Origin of the sequence: Psychrobacillus glaciei, assembly GCF_008973485.1 — a bacterium.
In the GTDB taxonomy this organism is placed as follows: Bacteria; Bacillota; Bacilli; order Bacillales_A; family Planococcaceae; genus Psychrobacillus; species Psychrobacillus glaciei.
Map to the genome: position 1 here is coordinate 4,035,398 of NZ_CP031223.1, position 22,565 is coordinate 4,057,962.

22 protein-coding genes, 2 pseudogenes and 1 other annotated feature are annotated in these 22,565 nt (G+C 34.0%); of the genes and pseudogenes, 7 read left to right on the forward strand and 17 right to left on the reverse strand.

Going from position 1 to position 22,565, the window contains the following annotated elements; genetic code table 11:
• Nucleotides 1-140 precede the first annotated feature (140 nt).
• The 4 genes from rraA to PB01_RS19105 all read right to left on the reverse strand — a co-directional run bounded on the left by rraA (nucleotide 141) and on the right by PB01_RS19105 (nucleotide 3,318).
• On the reverse strand, nucleotides 141-623 hold the full coding sequence (gene rraA, locus PB01_RS19090) for a ribonuclease E activity regulator RraA (protein WP_151701648.1): 483 nt from the start codon (nucleotides 621-623) through the stop codon (nucleotides 141-143).
• A gap of 311 nt (nucleotides 624-934) precedes the next feature.
• Nucleotides 935-1,207, reverse strand: a complete 273-nt coding sequence (locus PB01_RS19095) for a DUF2277 domain-containing protein (protein WP_151701649.1) — start codon at nucleotides 1,205-1,207, stop codon at nucleotides 935-937.
• Between the two features lie 373 nt (nucleotides 1,208-1,580).
• On the reverse strand, nucleotides 1,581-2,468 hold the full coding sequence (locus tag PB01_RS19100; protein ID WP_151702125.1) for a serine/threonine protein kinase: 888 nt from the start codon (nucleotides 2,466-2,468) through the stop codon (nucleotides 1,581-1,583).
• Between the two features lie 265 nt (nucleotides 2,469-2,733).
• On the reverse strand, nucleotides 2,734-3,318 hold the full coding sequence (locus PB01_RS19105) for a DJ-1/PfpI family protein (protein ID WP_151701650.1): 585 nt from the start codon (nucleotides 3,316-3,318) through the stop codon (nucleotides 2,734-2,736).
• A gap of 139 nt (nucleotides 3,319-3,457) precedes the next feature.
• Here PB01_RS19105 and PB01_RS19110 point away from each other — a divergent pair, with 139 nt between their 5' ends.
• Nucleotides 3,458-3,895, forward strand: coding sequence for an Lrp/AsnC family transcriptional regulator (locus tag PB01_RS19110; RefSeq protein WP_151701651.1), 438 nt, complete (start codon nucleotides 3,458-3,460; stop codon nucleotides 3,893-3,895).
• A 117-nt stretch (nucleotides 3,896-4,012) separates the two neighbouring features.
• A complete protein-coding gene (locus tag PB01_RS19115) occupies nucleotides 4,013-4,378 on the forward strand; it encodes a DUF3889 domain-containing protein (protein WP_318837490.1) in 366 nt (121 codons plus the stop codon).
• An 87-nt stretch (nucleotides 4,379-4,465) separates the two neighbouring features.
• Here PB01_RS19115 and PB01_RS19120 read toward each other — a convergent pair whose 3' ends face one another.
• The gene (locus PB01_RS19120) at nucleotides 4,466-5,164 is read right to left on the reverse strand and encodes a TetR/AcrR family transcriptional regulator (RefSeq protein WP_151701653.1); all 699 of its coding nucleotides are present in this window, start codon (nucleotides 5,162-5,164) and stop codon (nucleotides 4,466-4,468) included.
• 125 nt (nucleotides 5,165-5,289) lie between these two features.
• Between PB01_RS19120 and PB01_RS19125 the strand changes: the two genes are divergently transcribed.
• The gene (locus tag PB01_RS19125; protein WP_151701654.1) at nucleotides 5,290-5,757 is read left to right on the forward strand and encodes an anthrone oxygenase family protein; all 468 of its coding nucleotides are present in this window, start codon (nucleotides 5,290-5,292) and stop codon (nucleotides 5,755-5,757) included.
• 269 nt (nucleotides 5,758-6,026) lie between these two features.
• Here PB01_RS19125 and PB01_RS19130 read toward each other — a convergent pair.
• Both PB01_RS19130 and PB01_RS19135 read right to left on the reverse strand, forming a co-directional pair.
• Nucleotides 6,027-6,649 (reverse strand): annotated as a pseudogene (locus PB01_RS19130) (FMN-binding negative transcriptional regulator).
• 283 nt (nucleotides 6,650-6,932) lie between these two features.
• Nucleotides 6,933-7,784, reverse strand: a complete 852-nt coding sequence (locus tag PB01_RS19135; protein WP_151701655.1) for a leucine-rich repeat domain-containing protein — start codon at nucleotides 7,782-7,784, stop codon at nucleotides 6,933-6,935.
• A 1,353-nt stretch (nucleotides 7,785-9,137) separates the two neighbouring features.
• Here PB01_RS19135 and PB01_RS19140 point away from each other — a divergent pair.
• Together PB01_RS19140 and PB01_RS19145 are read left to right on the forward strand one after the other, a co-directional pair.
• Nucleotides 9,138-9,833 (forward strand): DUF2225 domain-containing protein, encoded by a 696-nt coding sequence (locus tag PB01_RS19140; RefSeq protein WP_151701656.1) that lies wholly within the window; start codon nucleotides 9,138-9,140, stop codon nucleotides 9,831-9,833.
• A 17-nt stretch (nucleotides 9,834-9,850) separates the two neighbouring features.
• Nucleotides 9,851-10,207, forward strand: coding sequence for a hypothetical protein (locus PB01_RS19145; protein WP_404815093.1), 357 nt, complete (start codon nucleotides 9,851-9,853; stop codon nucleotides 10,205-10,207).
• 166 nt (nucleotides 10,208-10,373) lie between these two features.
• On the opposite strand, the gene PB01_RS19150 is transcribed toward PB01_RS19145, so the two are convergent.
• The 5 genes from PB01_RS19150 to PB01_RS19170 form a co-directional block, all read right to left on the reverse strand.
• Entirely contained in the window at nucleotides 10,374-11,282 is a 909-nt protein-coding gene (locus tag PB01_RS19150; protein WP_151701657.1) for an ABC transporter ATP-binding protein, read from the reverse strand.
• Nucleotides 11,283-11,305: 23 nt separating this feature from the next.
• On the reverse strand, nucleotides 11,306-12,463 hold the full coding sequence (locus PB01_RS19155; RefSeq protein WP_192797401.1) for an ABC transporter permease subunit: 1,158 nt from the start codon (nucleotides 12,461-12,463) through the stop codon (nucleotides 11,306-11,308).
• A gap of 48 nt (nucleotides 12,464-12,511) precedes the next feature.
• The gene (locus PB01_RS19160; RefSeq protein ID WP_151701659.1) at nucleotides 12,512-13,630 is read right to left on the reverse strand and encodes a hypothetical protein; all 1,119 of its coding nucleotides are present in this window, start codon (nucleotides 13,628-13,630) and stop codon (nucleotides 12,512-12,514) included.
• A gap of 855 nt (nucleotides 13,631-14,485) precedes the next feature.
• Nucleotides 14,486-15,124, reverse strand: a complete 639-nt coding sequence (locus tag PB01_RS19165) for an O-methyltransferase (protein ID WP_151701660.1) — start codon at nucleotides 15,122-15,124, stop codon at nucleotides 14,486-14,488.
• Complete coding sequence (locus PB01_RS19170; RefSeq protein ID WP_151701661.1) at nucleotides 15,111-15,491, reverse strand: hypothetical protein; 381 nt, start codon at nucleotides 15,489-15,491, stop codon at nucleotides 15,111-15,113. Before PB01_RS19170 ends, PB01_RS19165 begins: the two co-directional genes overlap by 14 nt.
• Nucleotides 15,492-15,870: 379 nt before the next feature.
• On the opposite strand from PB01_RS19170, the gene PB01_RS19175 reads away from it, so the two are divergent.
• Nucleotides 15,871-16,395, forward strand: coding sequence for a dihydrofolate reductase family protein (locus tag PB01_RS19175; RefSeq protein ID WP_151701662.1), 525 nt, complete (start codon nucleotides 15,871-15,873; stop codon nucleotides 16,393-16,395).
• Between the two features lie 59 nt (nucleotides 16,396-16,454).
• Nucleotides 16,455-16,682: a binding site (T-box leader), on the forward strand.
• Nucleotides 16,683-16,760: 78 nt separating this feature from the next.
• Nucleotides 16,761-18,122 (forward strand): sodium-dependent transporter, encoded by a 1,362-nt coding sequence (locus tag PB01_RS19180; protein ID WP_151702127.1) that lies wholly within the window; start codon nucleotides 16,761-16,763, stop codon nucleotides 18,120-18,122.
• Between the two features lie 317 nt (nucleotides 18,123-18,439).
• On the opposite strand, the gene PB01_RS19185 is transcribed toward PB01_RS19180, so the two are convergent.
• The 5 genes and pseudogenes from PB01_RS19185 to PB01_RS22000 all read right to left on the reverse strand — a co-directional run.
• Complete coding sequence (locus tag PB01_RS19185) at nucleotides 18,440-18,979, reverse strand: PadR family transcriptional regulator (RefSeq protein ID WP_151701663.1); 540 nt, start codon at nucleotides 18,977-18,979, stop codon at nucleotides 18,440-18,442.
• A 66-nt stretch (nucleotides 18,980-19,045) separates the two neighbouring features.
• The gene (locus tag PB01_RS19190; RefSeq protein ID WP_151701664.1) at nucleotides 19,046-20,206 is read right to left on the reverse strand and encodes a YhgE/Pip domain-containing protein; all 1,161 of its coding nucleotides are present in this window, start codon (nucleotides 20,204-20,206) and stop codon (nucleotides 19,046-19,048) included.
• A 727-nt stretch (nucleotides 20,207-20,933) separates the two neighbouring features.
• Nucleotides 20,934-21,152 (reverse strand): helix-turn-helix domain-containing protein, encoded by a 219-nt coding sequence (locus PB01_RS19200; protein WP_151701665.1) that lies wholly within the window; start codon nucleotides 21,150-21,152, stop codon nucleotides 20,934-20,936.
• A 10-nt stretch (nucleotides 21,153-21,162) separates the two neighbouring features.
• A complete protein-coding gene (locus tag PB01_RS19205) occupies nucleotides 21,163-21,648 on the reverse strand; it encodes a DUF2975 domain-containing protein (protein WP_151701666.1) in 486 nt (161 codons plus the stop codon).
• 804 nt (nucleotides 21,649-22,452) lie between these two features.
• Nucleotides 22,453-22,551, reverse strand: a pseudogene (locus PB01_RS22000) (DUF3221 domain-containing protein); the annotation flags it as partial.
• Between the last annotated feature and the right edge of the window lie 14 nt (nucleotides 22,552-22,565).

The following is a 22,565-nucleotide window of genomic DNA, read 5'->3' on the forward strand; positions in this document are numbered from 1 at the left end:
CTCATGCCGCATTAATATTAAATTATCCTTGTGTAGCTTTAATTTCAAAGAAATATCTGCCGCTGTTCTATACACTTATATTACATAATAGGTTCTCGCTGGATTCAAAATTGTATTAGAACTTAGTACCCAAAAATTATTTATAAAAGAGATTTTTTAGAAATAATAACCCCGTCCTCATCCGCATAAACATACTCTCCTGGCTTCCAGTCGACTCCGCCGAAGTGAAGTATGCTATTCCGCTCACCTGTACCGTCTTTTTTACTTTTTAGCGGATGTGTTCCTAACGCAAGAATGCCAACATTCATTTTAGCAAGATCAACCGAATCTCTAACATAACCATTAATAATAACACCTGCTAGCTTTCTTGACTGCGCGATACCCGCTAAACGATCACCGAGAAGTGCGCATCGTTTCGAACCACGCCCATCCACAACAATAACAGAACCTTCCTGTACGCTTTCAAGCGCTTCAACTAGGAGCACGTTATCCTCATACACATTTACAGTTTCAATTTTTCCTGAAAAACTTGTTTTTTTACCGAAAGAACGGAAAGCAATGTCGCTAATTTGTAAGGCATCTGAATAATCATCGCATAAATCAGTAGTTTTAAAGTCTAACAAAATCGATTCCTCCTAATCTTTTTCTATACTATATAATTCCACATTCGTTTCTAGTATCCTTTTTTAAATGGGACTATTTGAATAAATCTTGTTCAAGTGGGTATAATTACTATTTATTACTAACAAATGAAAAGAATCCATTTTGAGTATTTTCTCTCAAAGTGGATTCTTTTCTTATACTAAACACCAGATTCCCACTGAATTAGAAAATGTGTTAGAACCTGGTACCTGAAAATCAATTACACAGAGGTAACTATGAATAGAAAAGATAAATACCATTTCTTTAACTCTTTTCTACTCTTTAGCCCTCATTAATTCGTACCAAATCTTTCAGCAGCTCTAGTACGAGCGCGCTCAGCCTCGACCTCACGATTGCGAGGTACGGCACTGGTTTCTAGCGTTTCCAATAGATTTCTAGAAACCATTGCTATCTCGTTTACTGCTCGATAAAATGTCTCCTCGTTCGCCTTTGAAGGCTTGTTGTAGCCCGTTATCTTTCTGACGTACTGAAGAGATGCTGCATGAATTTCTTCAGCGGTAGCTGTTGGGTCAAAATTAAATAATGTTCTAATATTTCGGCACATAAGTTTCTCCTTTTGATTTACATTTATTATTAAATTCTACTCCACAAAGAATATCTAATATCCTTTTAAGGGATCAAGTAACCAAAAATATCGCTGCATCGTGTCCTAATCAACCGGAATTTCAGATGTATAGTTAAATTGTTTCATGTAGTGCATTCCTTTTATCATAAGATATTCCGGCTCTTCGTTTGTATCAAACAATAATGTATGCTCTTTCAATATTCGACCATCCTCTATCTCCGATTTAATTTGATTTACTGTTGTTTTTTTATATTAAGTACCGGGTTCCCACTGAATTCGAAATGATGTTAGAACCTGGCACTTTAAAATTATAGAGTGTCCCATTACATTGTCTATTTCGAGAATCAAATCTTTAATAATTATGCCCCAAATTCTTTATTAAAAGTGCTTGATTCCATTGATGGTAATAAGAACTAATCGTTTCAAAGCGATCGGATGGATTACTTTCCAATGCTTTTGTGCAAATATTATATAGACTTATTGATGCTTCCCACTTTTCGAAACTTTTATCACTGCGTCCACCTATAAATGCAAAGGCTAATCCCGCTAAAGTATATACATTTGTAGCGCTTGTAATTTCGTCGTTTAATCGATATTCTTCAGGTGCCTTAAGACGAGTAGTACCCCAAAAATCCTCCCCAATATCATTAAAAACAGGTGCTTTTTTAAAAAAGTCTATATCACAAATATGTAATTCATAATTTGTGAAATTATATAATATACTACCATCATAGAAATCAACCATTACATATCCTTTAGATTCTACAAAAACCGCAAACTCATATATTTGAGTCAATATAGAAATACGTTTTTGTAAAGATAATTTCCTTAGTTTAACAAAAGGAGAATCCGGAGAATTGTACTTTTCAAAAGGAGTAAAATCCCAATGATTGTGCATACATTCTCCATCTACCCATTTAAATTTCAATCCGTAACCTTGTTCTGTTTGAAATGTTCCGATGAAATGAATTAATAATGGGTGATCAATATGTTGATAAACTTTCTTTGCTTCTTTTAAGCGGTTAATCGCTGCTTGTAAATCTCCTGTATATTCTAAATTTCTTGCACCAGCGTATTTAATGAAATAACGCTCATCATTTTCTATTATTCCAAAACTAATATTTCCTGAATCTTGCTGATCAATGATAGCAAATACTTCTACTTCGTTTAGCCACTTAAAATCGTGATACTCACTTAATTCTAATGATAATTTACTAATTCCAATGAATACTTTAACCAAATTATGCTCCTTCATTGAGCTTACGTAGTTTATAGAGGGATGATACGTTCACTCAAAATTGATATACCTCTAAAATGTTTGATAAATTTTTCATATAACATCATACCTTTCAATATACCGATCATTAGTGAAATATTTGAATACTGAATATTCTTATAGTAATTGTACAATAAATACCAAAAGCCGACACTAATAAAAAACTTTAGTATCGGCTTTCATTTTTAATTAATCCTTCGTGACACAAGGAACGATTACCTTCTTTGCCTTAAACAAATCCCATAAGGTCTTTTACATGCTTTACATTCTCTTTTGATGTCAGCATTTCTAGTAATAAAAAAGAAACATCAAAAGCCGTACCTGGGTTTGATGAAGTGATAATATGTCCATCTCGAACGATACGCTCATCTTGTATATTTACTCCGAAATTCTTTAGTTGCTCTTTTCTCGTACTTGTTGGATGGTTGTAGGTAGTGGCATTTCTACCTTCAAGAATGCCACTTTTACCAAGAGCAAGTGATGCAACACAGATACTAGCAATTGGTTTTTGCTTTTCATGAAAATGCCTAATCACATTTAGAAAAGGCTCACTAAATGCGTCTTCATAAAACCCTGCTTCTTCAAATCCTCCTGGAATCGCTAGCGCATCAAATACCTCTAATTGAATGTTATCAATTGTTTTTTCAGGTTCTACAATAAAATTCCACGTGCAAGTTAACTTATTGCGAAGCCCTACTGCTACGACCTGTGTCGAACCATCACCTTCCCATTTATTCCAACCTAGCACATCTGTAAAAACACTTGCTTCTACCGCTTCAAAACCATCAGCTAATAGTAATAATATTTTTTTCATTGTCATTCATCTCCTTATGCATCATTTTATTAGAATAAAGAGATTTATAACATAAGATTAAAGAGGATATTTGTCCATTTAACTTTATATAATAAAGAATTAAGGTTAATCTATTATATAAAAAAAGGTGATAATACATATGGATCAAATCGACAAAAAAATTGTACAAGAATTGCAGTTGAATGCCAAAATTTCCATGAAGGAATTGGCAGAAGTTGTTCATTTATCTTCTCCAGCATTGATTGAGAGAGTGCGTAAACTGGAGGAGCAAAAAGTAATTGAAGGATATCACGCTCATGTTGACCTAAAAAAAATGGATCGTCCGATTTGTGCCATTATTTTATTTGAATCCAAAGACTGTAAAGCATTAGCAGATTTTTGTAATAGCCACTCAGATGTATTGGAATGTTATCGAGTAGCAGGAGAAATAAGCTATATCGTAAAAATAGCAACATACTCCGTTGAGAGTTTAGAAAAATTTATTGATGCATCGATGGCCTACGGCACCCCTTCTACCAATATCGTGTTATCCTCACACGCCAAAAAAGTTATTGAACCGTTTTCGGTAGAGGATTAACAAAAAATATATAAATTTATTAATAATGTTAGGTACCAGGTTCTCACTGAATATGAGTTAGAACCTAGCACCCAAAATTCATAAAGAACACACTAGATATAGCATGATTTTAAACAGATGACTCATCCTATAGAAAAGGAGATGAGATCAATTATAAGAAAAACATTTCTTGCGCTTGGAGTTTTAATAACAGTTCATTCAGCGGCGACACATACCCCAACTAATACTCACACCCACCAAGAAATACCCGCCTATGCAAAGTGGGGAAAAATCGCAATAAAAGAGACACAATCAAAATATCCCAATGCAAATATTATTGACTACCTACATGAAGGAAGAGAATCTAAAGAGGATTCAACAATTGAAAAGTTTAAGCTTTGGTTAAAAGATGGTAATAACGAATTCGGCGTTTTTGTAAGAATTAAGTACACTACTAAAACTGAAAAATTGGTTAGTATTGAATTTCAAGAAAGTTCTAGATAAACCATCACGGTCGAGGTTAATGAAGGGTACCAGGTTCTCATTGAATACAGAATTGTGTCGAAACCTGGTACCCGCCAGATGGCCAAATTAGATTTCGCGGAGACGATTGAGAAAAGCTAGCGCCATCTCTCTTGAGGCTTCAACGATTTCTTCGTCCGTACATCGGGTTCCGCCAGAAGCCATCACTGCCGAGTTGATACTAAGAAATGCCATTCTGACCAACAACTGCCGTGTGGGATTAGCATCCTTACCTGCAACAAGTTCAGCCACTGTTCCAAGACTTTCACCGATATCACCACCAGAATTGGTGCTCATGTTCCGCATAACTGCAGGATTCGCATTTACGAAGCGGATGCCTCGGAGCTTGTTTACAGTTGTAGAATCCACCCAGCGTAGAACCGCACACTCCATTAGATCGGGACCTGGCTCTTGGTTACGAACCCAGGCTAGAAGTTCTGCTACCTCGTTACTACGGGAAGAGACGATGGACTTGACGATATCATCTTTACTTTTAAAGTGGTAGTATAGCGCAGCCTTACTAATCCCGAGTTGCTCGGCGATTTCGCGAAGCGATGTCGCTTCAAATCCCTTTGTAATGAAAAGTTCAAGTGCAACACGTTGCGCCTCCGCCTTAGTTTCACTACCTTTCCTTTTTACTTGCTCATATTTATCCAACATTTTCGCTTCCCTTCCATTATTCATACTCATAATTATAATTATAATTATAATTATAATTATAATTGACAACTTACCGGTCGGCAAGTATAGTGTTTTTAAAGACAGCATTAAGATTTTCCTCCGCAACGTCTCGGAGATTCCTAGAAAGCACAGAGCGACCGCAATTATTCACTCAAAGGATAAACCAGTCAGTATATGCACCGCCAAGACAATAACCACAAGGAGGACATCCAATGTACCAGCTTATTATTGAAATCGTTAGTTTGTTTCTCGCCGGCATCCTAGCTGGCGAAGAGTTCGTTGTTCGCTACGGGGTGCATGTGTCTTTGTCTATTCTAGACGCACAGTCACAAATTAAAGCCCGTCAAGCACTAATAAGAAGATTGCGTGTGCTTGTACCATCCATTATTTTACCGACTATCGCATTTGGGGTTGCCACGCTATTTTTTGATGGCACCGGGCTCGCCCTCGGATTCCAATGGGCTGGAGTATTTTCCTTAATCATCCTAATGTTAATCACACTCATCGGTACAGTCCCAATTAACAAAGGCATACTAGATTGGAAATTTGATGCACCACCAAACAATTGGAAATTGCTAATTAGACGTTGGGAACGATTAGATGTGTTTCGTTCGTCCGCAGCAATCTTGGCATTTGCATTCTTCTTGGTAGCAATGGTACTGCATTTGACTGGAAATTGATATGCTGTAAAGCACTCTTCCCTGAACGGGAAATCATACTCATTTGTTCAGACAATCCACTTAGGTTTTTTTAATGAACAACATCAAGAAAGAAGACCAATTCCTAAATGGAACTGGTCCTTTCATTATTATTCGTATTTTCCTCATTGAATTCAGAATTGGTTAATAATCCGGCACCTAAAAATAAGTGCCCCTGTATTTTGCACTCTATATCGCAGGATCAATCATTTATTAAAATGACACTTTTGCATTGCCCTCCCCAACAACGATTATTCTTCACTTCTTAATCTATTCTCCATCACTTTTGCCATTTGTTGAGAATTTATATCTTCTTCCTCACGCAATTCTTCTATGATGTTAAGATAATCCTTATCATTACGATTTTGACTCAATTTATAAGCAGCTTGAATTTCTTTCACTTTAATTTTAAATCCAACAATACCTTTTAGTTCTTTTTCTAAAACTTGCGGAGAAAGTTTTTCCCATAAAACTGAATTATCACGATGTTTTTCATATTTAATAGCATTGTTGTTAGTTCTTGTTTTAACTCTTCTTCATTCAAAATGCTAGCTACTCCATATATATGAACCGCTTGATAATTCCATGTTGGAACATTTTCATGCTCATACCAAGAAGAAGAGATGTAAGCATGCGGCCCCTGGAACATAACGAGTACGTCCTCACTAGTTTCAAACGTTCTCCATTGAGGGTTTCCATAAGCCATATGTCCAGATATATAGTAATCATCACCTATTTTATTTAATCCCAAAGGTAAATGAGTCGCGATAGGTTTACCTTGTTTCGTTGTAACAATCGTTCCAAATGAATTCTCTTGCACAAAATCCCTAATTTCATCAAAATCCGTTACTTTGTAATATTTAGGTATAAACATGATTGACTCCTCCTCGATTTATCTTATTGTAATATTTCCCATCATCTGAGCTATAAGTAAGGATGTCAAAAGAATCGTAAATGAAAAATAACATTTTCACTTTCAAGGATACCTCTCCCACTCAAACAAATCTACGAGCGTATTAACTAGCACTTTGTATTTATTAATTTGAAAAATGGTACTGAAATTCGAAAAAACTATTTTACATATGCCGCTTGTTTTTCAAAAAAGGAACCCTTCTCTGTACTATCCATTCAGTTATTTATATGTATTGATAATCAATCTATAAATAAACAATACAACCTCTTCGTTCTAATTCACTTAACCAATTTGGTATGTTTAATTGATGATTCCATCTAAGGTCTAGGCGCTCTAAACCTTCCATTTCTAACAATGACTTTGGTAATTCAACTAGATAATTACTTCTTAGATCTATTTCTAATAAATTCTTCAATTGTGCAAACTCTTCAGGTAAAGTGGTTAATTGATTATGTCTTAAATTTAACCGTCTCAATTTTTTACATTTATGTAACGAGCGAGGTATATCTTTTAATTGATTGTCTTCTATATCTAAAACGCGTAATAGTAACAAATCCCCTAAATTCTCCGGAAGGGTTGTGATTTGATTGTTTTTCAAATGTAATTCTTTCAAGTTTGTTATCTTGCCAATGCTGTCAGGTATCTTTTTTAATTGATTATTCATTACACGTAGTTCTATAAGATTGTTCAAACTCCCAATTTCATCTGGTAATTCATTCAATTTATTATCACTCAGATTTAAATATTTTACTTTGACAAGCTTAGAGATTTCGGATGGAATTGTTTTCAATTTATTATTATGAAGATACAAGTAATCCTCCATATTAGTAAGAGATCCTATTTCAGGAGGTATAACATCAATTTCATTATGTCCTGCATCCAACATTCTAAGTTCTTTTAAATTCTTTATATCAGAGGGCATTTTACTAATTTTATTAACTGATATATTCAAAATTTCCAATCCGCTCATTGTATAGATTTCCTCAGGTATAGTTGTTAAGTGGTTATCAAATAGATTTAAATTTGTTATCTTTTCTATTGGTACATCTAATTTAGGTAAACTATCTAATTTCATATGTGGGAAATTTAGTTCCATTTGTCCATCTCCTCTATAGTAAAATTCAAAAAAATGCAAAATAATTCATTGTTCTTTATAAACCATACCACAAGACTTACCGCCTCTTTGTTATATCAAAATTTACTTCTACAGTGTTGATTACCGGTTTCTCATTGAATTCTGAATTGCGTTAGAATCTGTTACCCAAAATTATGTTCCCAAAAGAAGAACGAAATAAATTATTCCGTAAATTGGAAGTCCAATTGAAGTAATTATATACATTGTCATTTCGCCTTTAGAAAGTTTTCTTTTCCACTTTGTTAGTTATAGTTGCCTAAAATAAATGGCGTTAGAAATGAATATTAATAAGAAATACGCAAGTGTCCTTTAAGTGCATCTTGTCTTCTCTATTTCTAGAGTGCTTTGGACGAAACATCTGCTCCTGCGGTTACTCGTCGCAAAAAGAATTTTGGTTACACTATTACCATAGGAATTTCTGTGGATTGAGAAGTGACTGCGTCACTTCTCAATCCACTTTTTTCTGTAATCTTGTGGCGGTTGTTTGTCCGTCGCCTTCTTGAAAAATGTAAAGACATAATGCATTTGTTTTGGTTAATGAGAGAATAAATCCTTTCCTATTCTTTTAAAAGCGGACGAAGATGCAATTTCATCCGCTCAGCACTTCTTTAATAATGGATGTTATCTATTTTTCTCTAGTACCACCTACTCAAATGATACACCCACTGATCCGTGTATACTGTGTACGGAAAACTAAAAAAAACTAAAGATCTAACCCTTGAAATAATACTATGATTCCTTACTAATACTGGATTCTTAGCAATAGCTAGGCAAAATCTTCTTGTTAGGTACTACTCGCTTAATGGATTGTAGTGAAAGGTGGCAACTCCATACGGAGGCCAACAGGATGTTGGTCACGAAGGCGTTGCCACACGATGTGGCGCTCTTAGCCTTCGTTCCTCGGAGACAGATGTTCCATCGCAAACGACGCGAATGCGGCGCCCCCGCGGAACGCGTCCACCTGAAACGAAAATCCGCCGTATTATATAATTCTTTAAAGTAGTATGAACACTGGTTTCGCAGTACGATAATCCATATACTTTCTTATCTTTTTAAAAAAGTTAAATCCTTTATGTTTTCTAAAAAGGTAATCAAATAATTAGCTCCTTTAAGGGTTTGCAATAAATGTTAGGTATCAGGTCCTCATTAAATTCTAAATAGTGATAGATTCCTTAGTGATTCTAAAGGTATATACCAAAAAGCATATAATTGATAAAATGGACTATAAGCAATTAAACATATTGAACGAATATATATTATTTTTAATAGAGCAAAAGGAATGATAATAAAATCAATGTAAAGGAGTTGGTTCATATGGCTTTTAATATTTATTACTACGAAAGTAGCGTAGATTGTAACTTTTGCAAAAAACGTTTTACGACATACAAAGTACGTCCAAATCGCTTTAAAATAATTGAGGAACAAACAGACTTCATGCCAATCTATGAAGGCTTGAATCCATTGTTATATGAAGTAGCCGTTTGTCCTCATTGCGGGTATGCTTACCACAAGTCAATGACTAGGACGTATGGACCTTTCATGCTATTAATTGATGAATTGTACATTAAAGAACTACAAAAACCGATAAACATTTGCAAAGAACGTACAATAGATGATGCAATTGCAAGTTATAAGTTGGCATACCTCGTATCAAGAGCATCTATGGAAGAGCCACTGCTAATGGGTAATTTCGCTTTGAAGATAGCCTGGTTATATCGTTTAAAAAATGAAGTTAAATCCGAAATGCACTATCTGTATTCCGCTAGAGACTTTTACAGTAAGTCTTTTGCATCGAATCAAGAAGGAGAGGAACGAATTCAATATTTATATGCAGAAATAAGCCTTCGAATCGGTGATATTGCAGAAGCAAAAAAAGGTTTCTCTCGATTGATCTCTAATCGTAATGTTTCGAACAAATATCGAAAATTGACAAGTAAACGTTGGGAAAACTATAAATATGATGAACATACTTTGCGTAGTAATGAAAGCACTGGAGAAATTATCAATTAAAAAGCGAGGTGAGAAGTTTGATTCAGCAGTTTGGGAAAAAAATAGATGCACGAGAAGAAGATATTTTTTCGGAACTACTTCATTTTTTACTAAGAAAAAATAATCGTACGTTAACAAATGATGAAGTCGTAGAATTAACAGGCGTTTCATCCGACTTGCTCTATAAATGGGTAAAAGTAGGAAAATTACAAAGTACAACTTTCCCAAATTTAGGTGCACCATGTGAACGATGCGGAAAAATTACACAAGCAAAAATATGCGTCGGCTGCTCATCAACCATAGTCAACACTTTAAAACAAGAAGAAAAGGATCAAGCGTGGTTCAACCAAATTCAACGTAAAAATTCAAGAGTAGGCTCATACCACTATAAATGAATCAATAGAATACACCTCTTATTGGAATAAAGCTGATTAAATAAACTATCCAAACCGCGATTTAATTATGCTTATAAAAGGAACTCATATTGAGTAAAGCTTGACCAAAAATGAGTTCCTTTAGTCGTTGCAAAAATATGTCTATATTGATATTTTACATATAACCTCATACTTCTTGATAATACATGGAATACAAGTCGGTTAATGTTACTTTTCCAAAACTAAACTGTGTTATTTGATTTTCTTTGAGAAATGCCACGACATTTCCTAAATTCTCTGAATCATAGCCACGAACATCTATTAGAGTAGCGCCATTCGGTAAGTGTTGTACACTTATTTTTGAAAACTCTTTTGATATCTTTTCTTTTAGCATGTCTGGCACTTCTGCTACCCGAACGATTGTGATCTCCTTTTCTTCAAACTCTGGGGATAGAGCATTTACATGTATTAGCTCCCCATTTTTCATAAAGAAAATGCGATCTGCATACTTTTCTAAGTTTTCTAATAAATGAGAAGCTACGATGATCGTTTTTCCCTCAGACTTCTTTTTAACTAATATTTTCGAAATAAGCTCGACATGAGTTGGATCTAATCCATTCATCACTTCGTCCATTAACATAACTTGAGTATCCGATACAATTTGCATCGCAAAACAAAGTCTTTGACGCATACCCAAAGAATATTTCCCTGTGTGCTTATTTATATAGGACGCCATTCCTAGCTCCTTTATTGTACTATCAATCAATTTTGGATTACTATACCACATAGAAGAATAGATTTTTAAATGCTCTTTACCCGAAATTTGATTGTATAAGTCACTTTGATCGGGCATCATAGAGACTAGTTGATGAATTTTCACTTCATTCTTTTCATTTGTATATTCTACCCAATCATTTAAAATGACTTTCCCGCTGTTTGGATTGATATAATTCATGATGACATTCATAAGCGTTGACTTCCCTGTCCCATTGGGAGCAACCAAGCCAATAATTTCTCCTGGATGGAATATCTCAGAAACATCCTTTAAAATGTCTCTACCCGAAAACCGAACACTAATATTTTTTAATTCAATCATATTTTCCCTCCATCCCTATGAAACTAAAATAATTTAAACTTTCTATGACGACTAATCAAGAAAGTAACGAACAGAAAAATACATGTACATAATCCTATTATAAAAAGTCCGGTACCAAATGTAAGTCCATCGGTAACATAGAGAAAGTTCCGATACCCGGAAATAATTTGTCCTACTTGGACATAACTCGTTGGATACCACTGAACATCCCGAATAGCTCCAATTCCTCTAACGTAGTACATAAATTCAGCAACAACAAACACGCAGCCTACTACTAAATTTGCAAACTCGTTTTTTAAAATCACACTTACAAGTAGAAGCAGAGAAACGATGAATAAAAACCAGAACATAATGAATATCATGTTCTCCATTAAATATTGCCACATCATTATATTTGAAAAGTATTTTTCACCAGGTTTAATAATCGGAACAGGCAACCATAAATCACCAAACCCATTTCGAGCCCCTATTATCAATAAACCTACGGAAAGTGGGATAATCGCTAGTATACTCCCCAGTAAGGAAACCACTCCCTTAACCAGCAACTTTCCCCAATCTGAAAATGGCAAACCCTGTAACAATGTTGGATTCCGTCGATCCTTCATCACAATATCCACTGTGAAAAGTATACAGCAAACAAGGAGGATGAGCGGCAGATAAGCTTGTAACAAACGTTGCAATGTTTGTAACGCAGTTCTTTCCTCGAAAACATTTACGGATAAATTTGATTTCCCTTCTGTATATCCTTCGAAGCGACTTGCAGAATATAAATACGCATAATGCCCGTCCATCCACGAGTAAGTATTTCCATATGTGTAATACCTAGGATTGTAGAATAGCGTTTCACCTCCATATCGATAAATCATCTCATCTGAGTACATATACCATTTAAATGTAGCCTCCGCATAATCATTTAGTTTGTGCTGCTTGATAGCGTCTAATCTTCCTTTATCATATTTATTCCATTCAGGGTATATCCCAGCAGCAAATCTAGTATATTGGTGCGTCCATTGATCAATCACTACACGTTTTAGAAATTTTTCCCTCGTTAAATACCGTGCCTCTATTTCACTTACATCTACTTTTTCGATAGGATCATATTCTGGAGCTATTTTTAGTGCATAATAACACGAAAAAAAAAGTAGAATGACATAAATTGCGATATTCTTTTTATTGCTCATAAATTGAAAAAACTCCATCTTAAAATACGCGCTCATTATCTCACTCCCTTATACCTTTTTTAGTTTTCCAGTAGTCAAAAACAACTTTACAACGACTACCAATATAACAATACTTATCCCGATATAAATAAGTCCATATGCGCTATTTAAGGCGACTGGGTTGGCCAGGTCAAGCATCTGTCCATTCAATACACTAGAAAAGTTCAAATAGTTAAATGGATTAAACGGAAGAAGATTCATCATGCTTGGAAATAACATAGGGAGAACATACAATAACAACTGCACAAATAAGGTCAAGTACATATTCTTCAATAAAACATTCAATATTACAGATAGAAGTATAGCGAAAATGGAGATTAAAACCATGTAAAGTATAGATACACCTAAATATTTGTATATAGTATAAACATCAAAATCTCCATTAAAAATAGGGATAGGATAGGAGGGGTTCCCTAATCCCTCCAAATAAATTAATGGCAGGCTGCAAACAAATAACACCAAGAGAAATACGCCTACTAGGAGCATGGATGAGATACATTTAGCTATAACATACTTATCAAACGATATTGGATAGCCTTTAATCAAAGACGTATGCTGGAATTCTTCTATCATGATCCCACATGAATAAATGGCTATAAAAATAAACCAAACGGATCCGAGTACACCAAATAGATAAGCAATAAACGGGAAAAAAGACAATGGATTCGTGGATATAGGAATCTCTGATTTTTTTATATATTGATAGAATATACTATCTAATTGATTTTCCCTTTTAGAAGGTAGATTACCCGCAACCTTATCATATCCCTTCATGTCAAATGCCTCGGCTCTTAAATTTGCAAAATCTATCGCTGTATCCACAAGCAATTCTGGTAGATCCATTCTTATAGCCATACGTTGCTTGGCAACTAATTGTTGCTGGAGTACTAAATTTATATATAGTTCGGTGCCTCCTCCTTTTGGAGTGGCGTCTACATTTTGAAATTTAGTCAACGCGGAAGAAAGTGATTGATATTCAATTGATTGTTCTTTTATTCCGTTACCTAAATTTTCCGTTTTCACAAATAAAACCATGCCAAAAACAAATACTGCCACGGCAATACAAGTAAAAATATTTTTTTTATTTGATTTCTCTAAAATAAAAAAAGTCTTTAAAATTTTCCACATAGGCATCCCCCAAAATACTAATCTCTTTATTAAATATGTATCATTATAATTAGTGATAAGACTTGTATTATTTTATTCAACTATTAACTATAGTAATGTTGAAATACACTGACAACATTACTAATTTTCATATCCACAGTTAAAATAATCTAGCATTCTATGATAATAGCTTTCTCAACTAGCAAATAATAAAAGAGCGTACACCACAGTTGAATGGCAAGTGCATGTTTACATCAAATTTATCTGTACTCGCCCATTCAATAACCTGTCTTTCATACTCTGTTAATACGAAATTCGTTGTCATCACATTGTTTATTTCAGCTGAAAGAAACAAAACTTCAGTCTAAAACCTTTTATAATTACGGAAAATTCAGTTAAATTAAATTAGTTTTGTTCCAAATTGGATAAAAACTCACGCAATCCACTTGTCTCAATACCTTTTAATCTTGTAGATCACCCTAATGAAGAACCACTAAAATTTTTATCAAAGCTCACAAACTGCTTCAATACTAGCCGTGCTAATTCCGCTTTTTCAACTTTCAGACTTTCTTTTTTCTTTGGACATAAGAACACCCCTCTAGACAATCATATCTAAAGGGGTAAAATAGCGCAACTTTTTTTACAAATATTCAAACTTCAATCAAATTCGTTAATTTCTTTTATAAATGGTCAATTATTGTACTTTTGTAATAAAATTTGATTTAAAAACCTGACAAACCATTCTTTGATGATAATAGAAACACCTTTTAGAAAAAAGTTTAATCACTTCTTATGCTCGTCTTTAATGAACAGCTCCATATGTGTTTTTAATACGTAAAACAAGCCACTAAAAATTAATGCCACACGTTGTCTTTTTTATTTCTTGACTTTTGAAATAGTCATCCCATCACCGATTGGAATAATCACAGATTCTAATTGAGGATGATTAGCCACAGTTTCATTGAATTTCTTCATTAATTCAGTATAACGTTTAGGTTTAGCCCCCTGGTCCGCTACGCTACCCCCAGCAAGTACGTTATCAGTAACTATTAAAGCACCCGAATCTGCTAGACTAATACAATATTCTAAGTAATTTTCATAATTATCTTTATCAGCGTCAATAAAGAAAAAATCAAATCGCTTATTATCCTCAACTAGTTTTTCAAGGCTTTGCAAAGCTGCTCCAGTCATATAGGATACCTGATTTTCAAAGCCGGCTTTAGATAGATTGCTATGCGCTAACTGTGCATATCTCTCCTCTAACTCAAGGGAAGTTAATTTTCCTTCTCTATCGAATCCTCTAGCAAGGCAAATTCCGCTATAGCCACCAAGAGCACCTATTTCAAGAACATTTTTAGCCCTTGATATTGATATAAGCATGGTTAGAAGTTTTCCGGAGGAAGGAGATACCGATATGGAAGGCATTCCGTTTTCTTCAATGGAAGAAATAACTTCCTCCAAAAGTGCATCCTGATTATGAAACACTGAATCGATATAGCTGTTAATTTGTTTCATTTAATTCAATTCCTTCCTCGTCATTATCTAAAGACTTTTCACTATCCTCCACTGAATTTTCTTCTCCTTCATTATTTTTTGGTGTATCCATTGTCTCTTTCTCATGAATTTCAAATAATTGAACAAACTCGTTGATTACCATATCAATGGCTTTTAATTCACCGACTAAAATTGGTTGAATAGATTGAAACTCTGGTTTATCTAACTGTTCCATAATGGTTGAACGTTTAAGATTCATCCTCTCTAAAAAAGCAATTGCTCTACCTCGACGAAATGTTTTCGGTCCATGTGAACCATCTCTTCCTCTGTAACGCTCACCACGATGATGCCCCTCACTCTTAAAGTCCTTGAATTTTTCACTTTTCATAATAAATCACCTTTCTGTGTATACAATTGTATACACATCAATATTAAATTCATTGTATACAAACGTATACATGTTGTCAATATTTGTTCAAACTGACCTATTACACACACAATTTGTACATTTTCTGAATTATTTTAGAACCCGGCACCAGAAATTAATTTTCATATAGACTTGGAAAATATCCTATTATGTATGAGTCTCCGTGGATTAGTAAATAAATTAAATATCCCGAACAAAAAAATCGTATTCAAGAGAGACAATCTCTTAAATACGATTTATACGACTTCCCATAATTCTTGTCATGTTTTAGAGTTAGTATAGTTTATACCTTATAATTTTATCAATAAGGGCTATTCTAAAAGTAAAAGGGGACAAAATTATGACACGTGAAGTTATTTTATATATCGGTGTTAGTTTAGATGGATTTATCGCTAAGAAAGATGATGATTTACAATGGTTAGAAGAAGTTGAAGGCGAAGGTGATAATGGATATACAGCAATGTATGACACTATTGATACAACGATTATGGGAAAAAGAACATATGACTACGTTATGGAACATGCAGAAGCTTTTCCTTATCCTGACAAGAAAAACTATGTCTTCTCAACAACTGAGCAAGGTTCAACTGAATACGTAGATTTTGTGAATGAAAATGTTGTAGCATTCACCAAAAAGTTAAAAGCACAACAAGGCTCTAAAATATGGATGGTTGGTGGCTCTGATATACTCGATGCTTTTATCAAAGAAAATTTAATTGATGAATACATTATTACCGTCACACCTCATATTTTAGGATCTGGCATTCCTTTATTTAAAGATAATAATCCCCAAATAGATTTAGTATTAGTTGATTCAATACGTTATGGACAGTTTGTACAGCTGCATTATAAGGTAAAATTATAAAAAAGAACTTGACTTCAAGGTATTATCATACTATAATTTCGTTTATTATTCTAAATATCAAATAGGTGATGACAAGAAAATATTAAGCCAGATCTCCCTGTTGGCAGAGAATCAGTGGTTGGTGGAAACTGATACAAAGATCTGAGTGAGTTTCATTCTTCGAGCTTTTTTTATACTGCATCATAGAACAAGTAGTATGAAAACGGATTAAACCGTTATTTTAACAAGTGGGAAATATGAATTGTTTCCAATTAGGGTGGTACCGCGTGAACAGCCACGTCCCTATCTTTACAGATAGAGACGTGGTTTTTTGTCTTTTAATTTTAGAGGACACTAAATACCAAAAATAGATTGGATTGATTAGTATTCAAACATCAGAGCAATGGTCATCGAAGATTGGTTTTATTTTATCTGCAGCTGGATCAGCTATAGGAGTAGGGGCGATTTGGAAGCTCCCTTATGTAACTGGTATCAGTGGTGGAGGTGCTTTCTTTCTTCTATTTATTTTATTTTCTTTGTTTATAGGTTTTCCGTTGTTGCTAGCAGAGTTTATCATCGGTAGAAGCACGCAGAAAGAAGCAGTTAGTGCTTATCGCACTTTAGCTCCTAATACTAATTGGCATTGGATTGGAAAGTTGGGAGTATTCACCTGCTTCCTCCTACTATCTTTTTATAGTGTAATCGGTGGTTGGATTGTTATTTATTTTGCCAAAGGTTTGTTTGGTGGAATAATTAGTGAGGGTGCAGATTATGGGGCTATCTTTAACAGTACGATTGGAAATCCTACCTTGGTTATTGTAGCTCAACTTGCGTTTTTAGTTATCACTGTTTTAGTAGTAGCAAAAGGGATTCAAAATGGAATTGAAAAAGTAAGTAAAATTTTGATGCCTGCTTTATTCATACTATTTTTTGTTCTAATCATTCGCTCACTTACACTCGATCATGCAATGGAAGGTGTAAAGTTCTTCTTAGCACCTGATTTCTCGAGCATTACATCTCAAAGTATTCTGTATGCGATGGGGCAGGCTTTCTTCTCCCTAAGTGTTGGTGTATCAGTAATGGTAACGTATAGTTCTTATCTATCGAAAAAAGAAAGCTTAATTCAACCGGCTATTTCAATTGTTTCAATGAATTTATTCATTGCTTTATTAGCAGGATTAGCCATCTTCCCAGCTGTGTTCTCTCTCGGTTTAGAACCAGCTGAAGGCCCTGGATTATTATTTGTTGTACTACCTGCTGTCTTTGATCAAATTATTTTTGGCGAAGCTTTCTTATTAGGATTTTTAGCATTATTTTTATTCGCTACATTGACTTCTGCCTTTTCTATGTTAGAAATAATTGTCGCATCTCTAGTCAAAGGTAAAGAAGAGCAACGAACAAAATATGCATATATTATTGGTATATTAATTTTCGCAGTAGGTGTTCCTTCAGCATTATCGTATAGCGTATTTGCTGATATTTTAATCTTCTCGAAGAATATTTTAGACTCAGCTGATTATTTAGTTAGTAATATTTTAATGCCACTAGGCGTGTTCTTAATCTCTATTTTCATACCATTGAAGATTAAGAAAAGTACTTTACGAGAAGAACTATTGCAACATTCTCGTTTAGGAGCTTCTGCATTTAATATTTGGTTCTTCATTATGAAGTACATTATTCCTCTAGTCATTATCATCGTATTCCTTGATATTACGGGCATACTAGATAAAATCATTGCACTTTTTTAAGAAGAAACAACCCGGGTTTTAAGTGCATATAGAGAATTGGAATAAAGTTAGATTAAAAATATTATTTGAAGAATTATATAGCAACAAACAAGAAGAATCCATTTTGAAAAAAGTTCGATCATTTTCATGATTGTTATAGAACTAACGCATAGTATTATTGAAGTAAAAACCACTTTTACTGAACCTCAATGTAAAATAAAAGTAGTAAAATGGTACAATCAAAAGGCACTACAAAGTAATCGAGATGGTTAAGGTTAATATCACCTGAAAATAATAAAAAGAAGGCTATTTACAATCCTCTGTAAATAGCCTTCTTCCTATATTTCCTCTTTTTTAATATGGTTAATTAATCTCTCAAAATACTGTATTGAAGAGTTTATTCTATAGTTTGCATAATCCCCAATAAAGTCTGTTAATACTTCTTGCCCTGGTTCCATAAAATGTTTTCTGTCAAATTTAGACATCTTGTCCCAAGTTGTTTTTATCTCGTATACCTTTTTTTCTAATATACCGATGACTTTATCGCGATCCACATACTTCATATTAGCTAAACCAATGACCATACTACCGATTGTATCTGCATTTTCAAAAAGTTTATAAATCTTCTTCGGTAACACTTCTCGGCCTTTTTCAGTGATTGCAAATACTTGTTTATCTGGTCGATGCTCTTCTTTAATGATTTCTTTTGCCTCAATAAAGCCTTGCTTCGCCAATGATTCAAAATGGTAATATAACTTGCTTTCAGTCAGACCATTTATCGTATCAAGAGGCTGTAATACTGAGATTTGTTTTTTCAATTTATAAGGGTAATTATTTTCTTCCATAAGCTTAGTCAGAATGAAAATTTGAATTGCCATCATTTCAGCTCCTTAGGCAAATATTAGTTCTATTGTATCAAAACTAATCATTTACTTCAGCAGAATTTAAATTTTTGCAGATTCTCTTGAATCCACTACTGGCATTGGCTTGTGTAAGATCCAAACGATAACAACGTTAATTAACATCGCTACTATACCAACTAAAGCTAACCCTAACAAATAAGGGCTTACACTTGTACTACCAAAAATATTAGCAAAGTAAGCTTGCACTGAATAATACATCGGTGTAATATGGCTCGCCCACTTATAAGGTACATACATCATATCACGTGAAATCGTTGCCCCATTAGCAATCGTTTGAACTAACAATATTGGGATATTTAAAATCATACCTGCTTCACCAATTAAGAATACTACAATTGCTGTGAAGTTAAAGCATACCCAATAATTCAGGATTTGTTGTCCCCAAATTTGGAAGAATAAATCTCCGCTTAAATCATTTATACCAAACGCTATACCTGCTGAAGCTAAACCAGCAATAACACCAATAAGAATTGCTGTTAATTGTACATAAATGAATAAACGTGTTTTCGTAGCTCTCCCGCGATTTACTTTAAACGCACCAACTAATTGCATCGCTGCAATCATCGCCCCTACATATAAGGACATAGTTAAGAACATTGGTAACATATTGTTATGCATACCATCTGGAATGTCATTAATTTTAACAACATTACCTACATAACTGTTTTCAATCAGCTCAGCCATTTCTTTTGCTTGCTCTTCAGGTACATTGATGTTCATTAAAATACCTTGTGCTGTTTGCTGTGAGAATTGCTCACTTAATTGCTCATTAATTTGAGAAACAACTTGTGTCATAGAAGATGATACAACTGTTGCTCCTGCTTCGTTAAGAGTGAAATCAATGCTTGATGATACATCACTATTTCGTAAATCAGCTGAAAACGTTTCTGGTATATGGATCACTAAAGCTAATTCGTTATCTTCTAAATCTTCTAAAGCTGCTTTGTTCGAAATGTTTGTTTTTATTTTCTCAAATGGGAGTTGTTCTACTAAGTTCTCTGTAATTTGAGCTCCAGTTTCTCCTACATCATCATTAATAATGGCAATCGGTAATTGATCAATATTCCCAGGAATTGCTGTATAACCTGGCAAAAAGATTCCTAACATACACACTGCATAAAAAACACCCATAAATATAGAGCCTATGGCACCTTTACTCTTCAAAAACTCTGTAAATTTCATATTGTAATTCCTTTCTAAATATCTATTCGTTATTACATTATTAATTAAGTTAAAGTACTTTAATTAAACTACTTTAACTTAACTATGTTAAGTATCTTATAAGATTCAAGTTTCAATTGCAATCAAAAAAGTATAGTATAGCCTATTTTGTTTTTATTTTTTGTCCAAATTATGAAAAGAGAGGATCGTTACTAACTAATGAATTATGACTGAATAAAATGAATTCATCTTCTCAATCTTGACCTAAAATAAAAATAAACGCTGCTCGTTTTTACAGGAAAGTGCCTTATTTCTGAAGATAGTTGAATATACTTTTGTAGTATCCTGACTGTATAAATTACAAAAGGGGCAATTCAAATTACTTTAGCGAACATAATAGCTGATATTTTTTCGTTAAACGATAGGGATAAAGAATCCATTTTAGATTATCTAACTCGCCATTTCTCGTCGCCGGCTTCACAGCTAGGAGCTTTAATTGGTGAATTGTTCAGTTACAATTCAGTCGGGTACTGATAAGAATTATCAAATTAAAAAGGAACCAAGTCTTTCTTAACAGGTTCCCTTTTGAGGTGCAAACATTGCAAATCACATCATATTTTTTTGTTACTTATATCAATGCAATTCTCAGAGTAAATTACATCAAAAGACGCAAAGAAGGGATAGCAATTAAGCTATCCCTTAAATTCTCTTTCAACTCCCATTAGTTAAATAAATTTGTTGTCTGTTTTTATTGAGTGTCTTCGTCGCTTTTGTACTCCAAAATATCACCTGGCTGACAATTCAAAGTCTTACATATCGCTTCTAATGTTGAAAAACGAACCGCTTTTGCTTTCCCATTTTTCAAAACAGAAATATTTGCCATAGTAATTCCAACCCTCTCCGAGAGCTCCGTTACGCTCATTTTCCGTTTTGCTAACATTACATCAATATTAATGATAATTGCCATATCATCCACCTCAGACCGTCAAGTCATTTTCTGATTTTATGTTAATCGCTTCTTGTAGAAGCCGTTGGAGGATAGCAGCAAAAACGGCAATAACCAACGAAGCAAAAATGATGATGATTCCCATTAATCCAATAGGAGGGTCAACTTTCTTCGCTATAAAACGGAAGAGTGGCAAACCTAATACATACAAACCACTGATTGTAATCGCACTGCACTTTATGTTCTTTAACGCCTTTACAGATAAATCCGAGAACGCTGCGTTTTCGTCAATGTACCTTAAAAGATTGAAAGCCTGATAGAGAGCAAAGTAAAAAGGCACAGCCGCTCCATACATCACGATGTAAACGAGATATTTCATTGGGACAATATTTGAATACAATTTTGATGCGAAATTCGCCATATGGGGCACTAAAAATATACATAAAGCAAGAACTGCAATTCCAGCCAGAAAAATAATTACCTTTAAAAAAGTGGTCGAACCTCGTTTAACATTCATATTAAGCACCTCGCTTATTTAATGACAATATAAATTTAACACAACTTTTATTGTTTTGCGATAAATCTTTATTGTTTTTCATTATATTATTTTTTTATTTAAATATCCTTTTAATTTTGGCAAAAATAATATGCACTTCTCATTACAAAGAAATGCTCTTACCTTAAAATGTTAAATTTACAACTTGTTCAAAAAGCTCAATCCGAATAACATGGATTGAGCTTTTCTAATTCAATTAACAAGGGGGGGTTATTGATTTAAATTTCAGTTTCCAACTTTGTTGTTCAGTAACCGATTTCGTTGTCATTTAACACTTGATGATCTAAATAAAATAGAACAGTTTAGTGAATTATTTACATAATCGACAAGAGTAAAAGCTTCAGTTAATTCAACAATCGCTGCATAAAAAAAGACCCAAACCAATTATAATTGGTTTGGGTCTTTAAACGGTACCCGACTTTGTTGTCATTCAACAAAATTGTTCAGTTACAACTAAGTCGGGTACTATGGAACGCTGTAACCCGCATTCCTATGTTATGTGAAACACTTCACACAAAACAAAGTCGGGAACCAGTTGTTTTTACTACCTGACAACTAAGTCGGGTACTGGAAAGGTAGATTGCTATCCATTTAATGAATGAGTCTTATTAAGACTCATTCACCCTTACTTTGCTGTTCTATTGCGATATAAGATCAGCGTAATTGCATTTAATAGGACGTTACCGATGAAAATAACTGCTACGTTAGTGAAAAAGCGTCTCCTATTGTTGTAGTAACCAACTCCGTTACTTCAATAAGCTATTTTTATTCTTTTACCTCAATTTTTTTTGCTCCAGCTAGAGCAGGATAAGATTCATCAATGCCACCATCAATCCATACCTCCACTTTGTAACCTTTCCTTAAGCTACTGGTGTTGT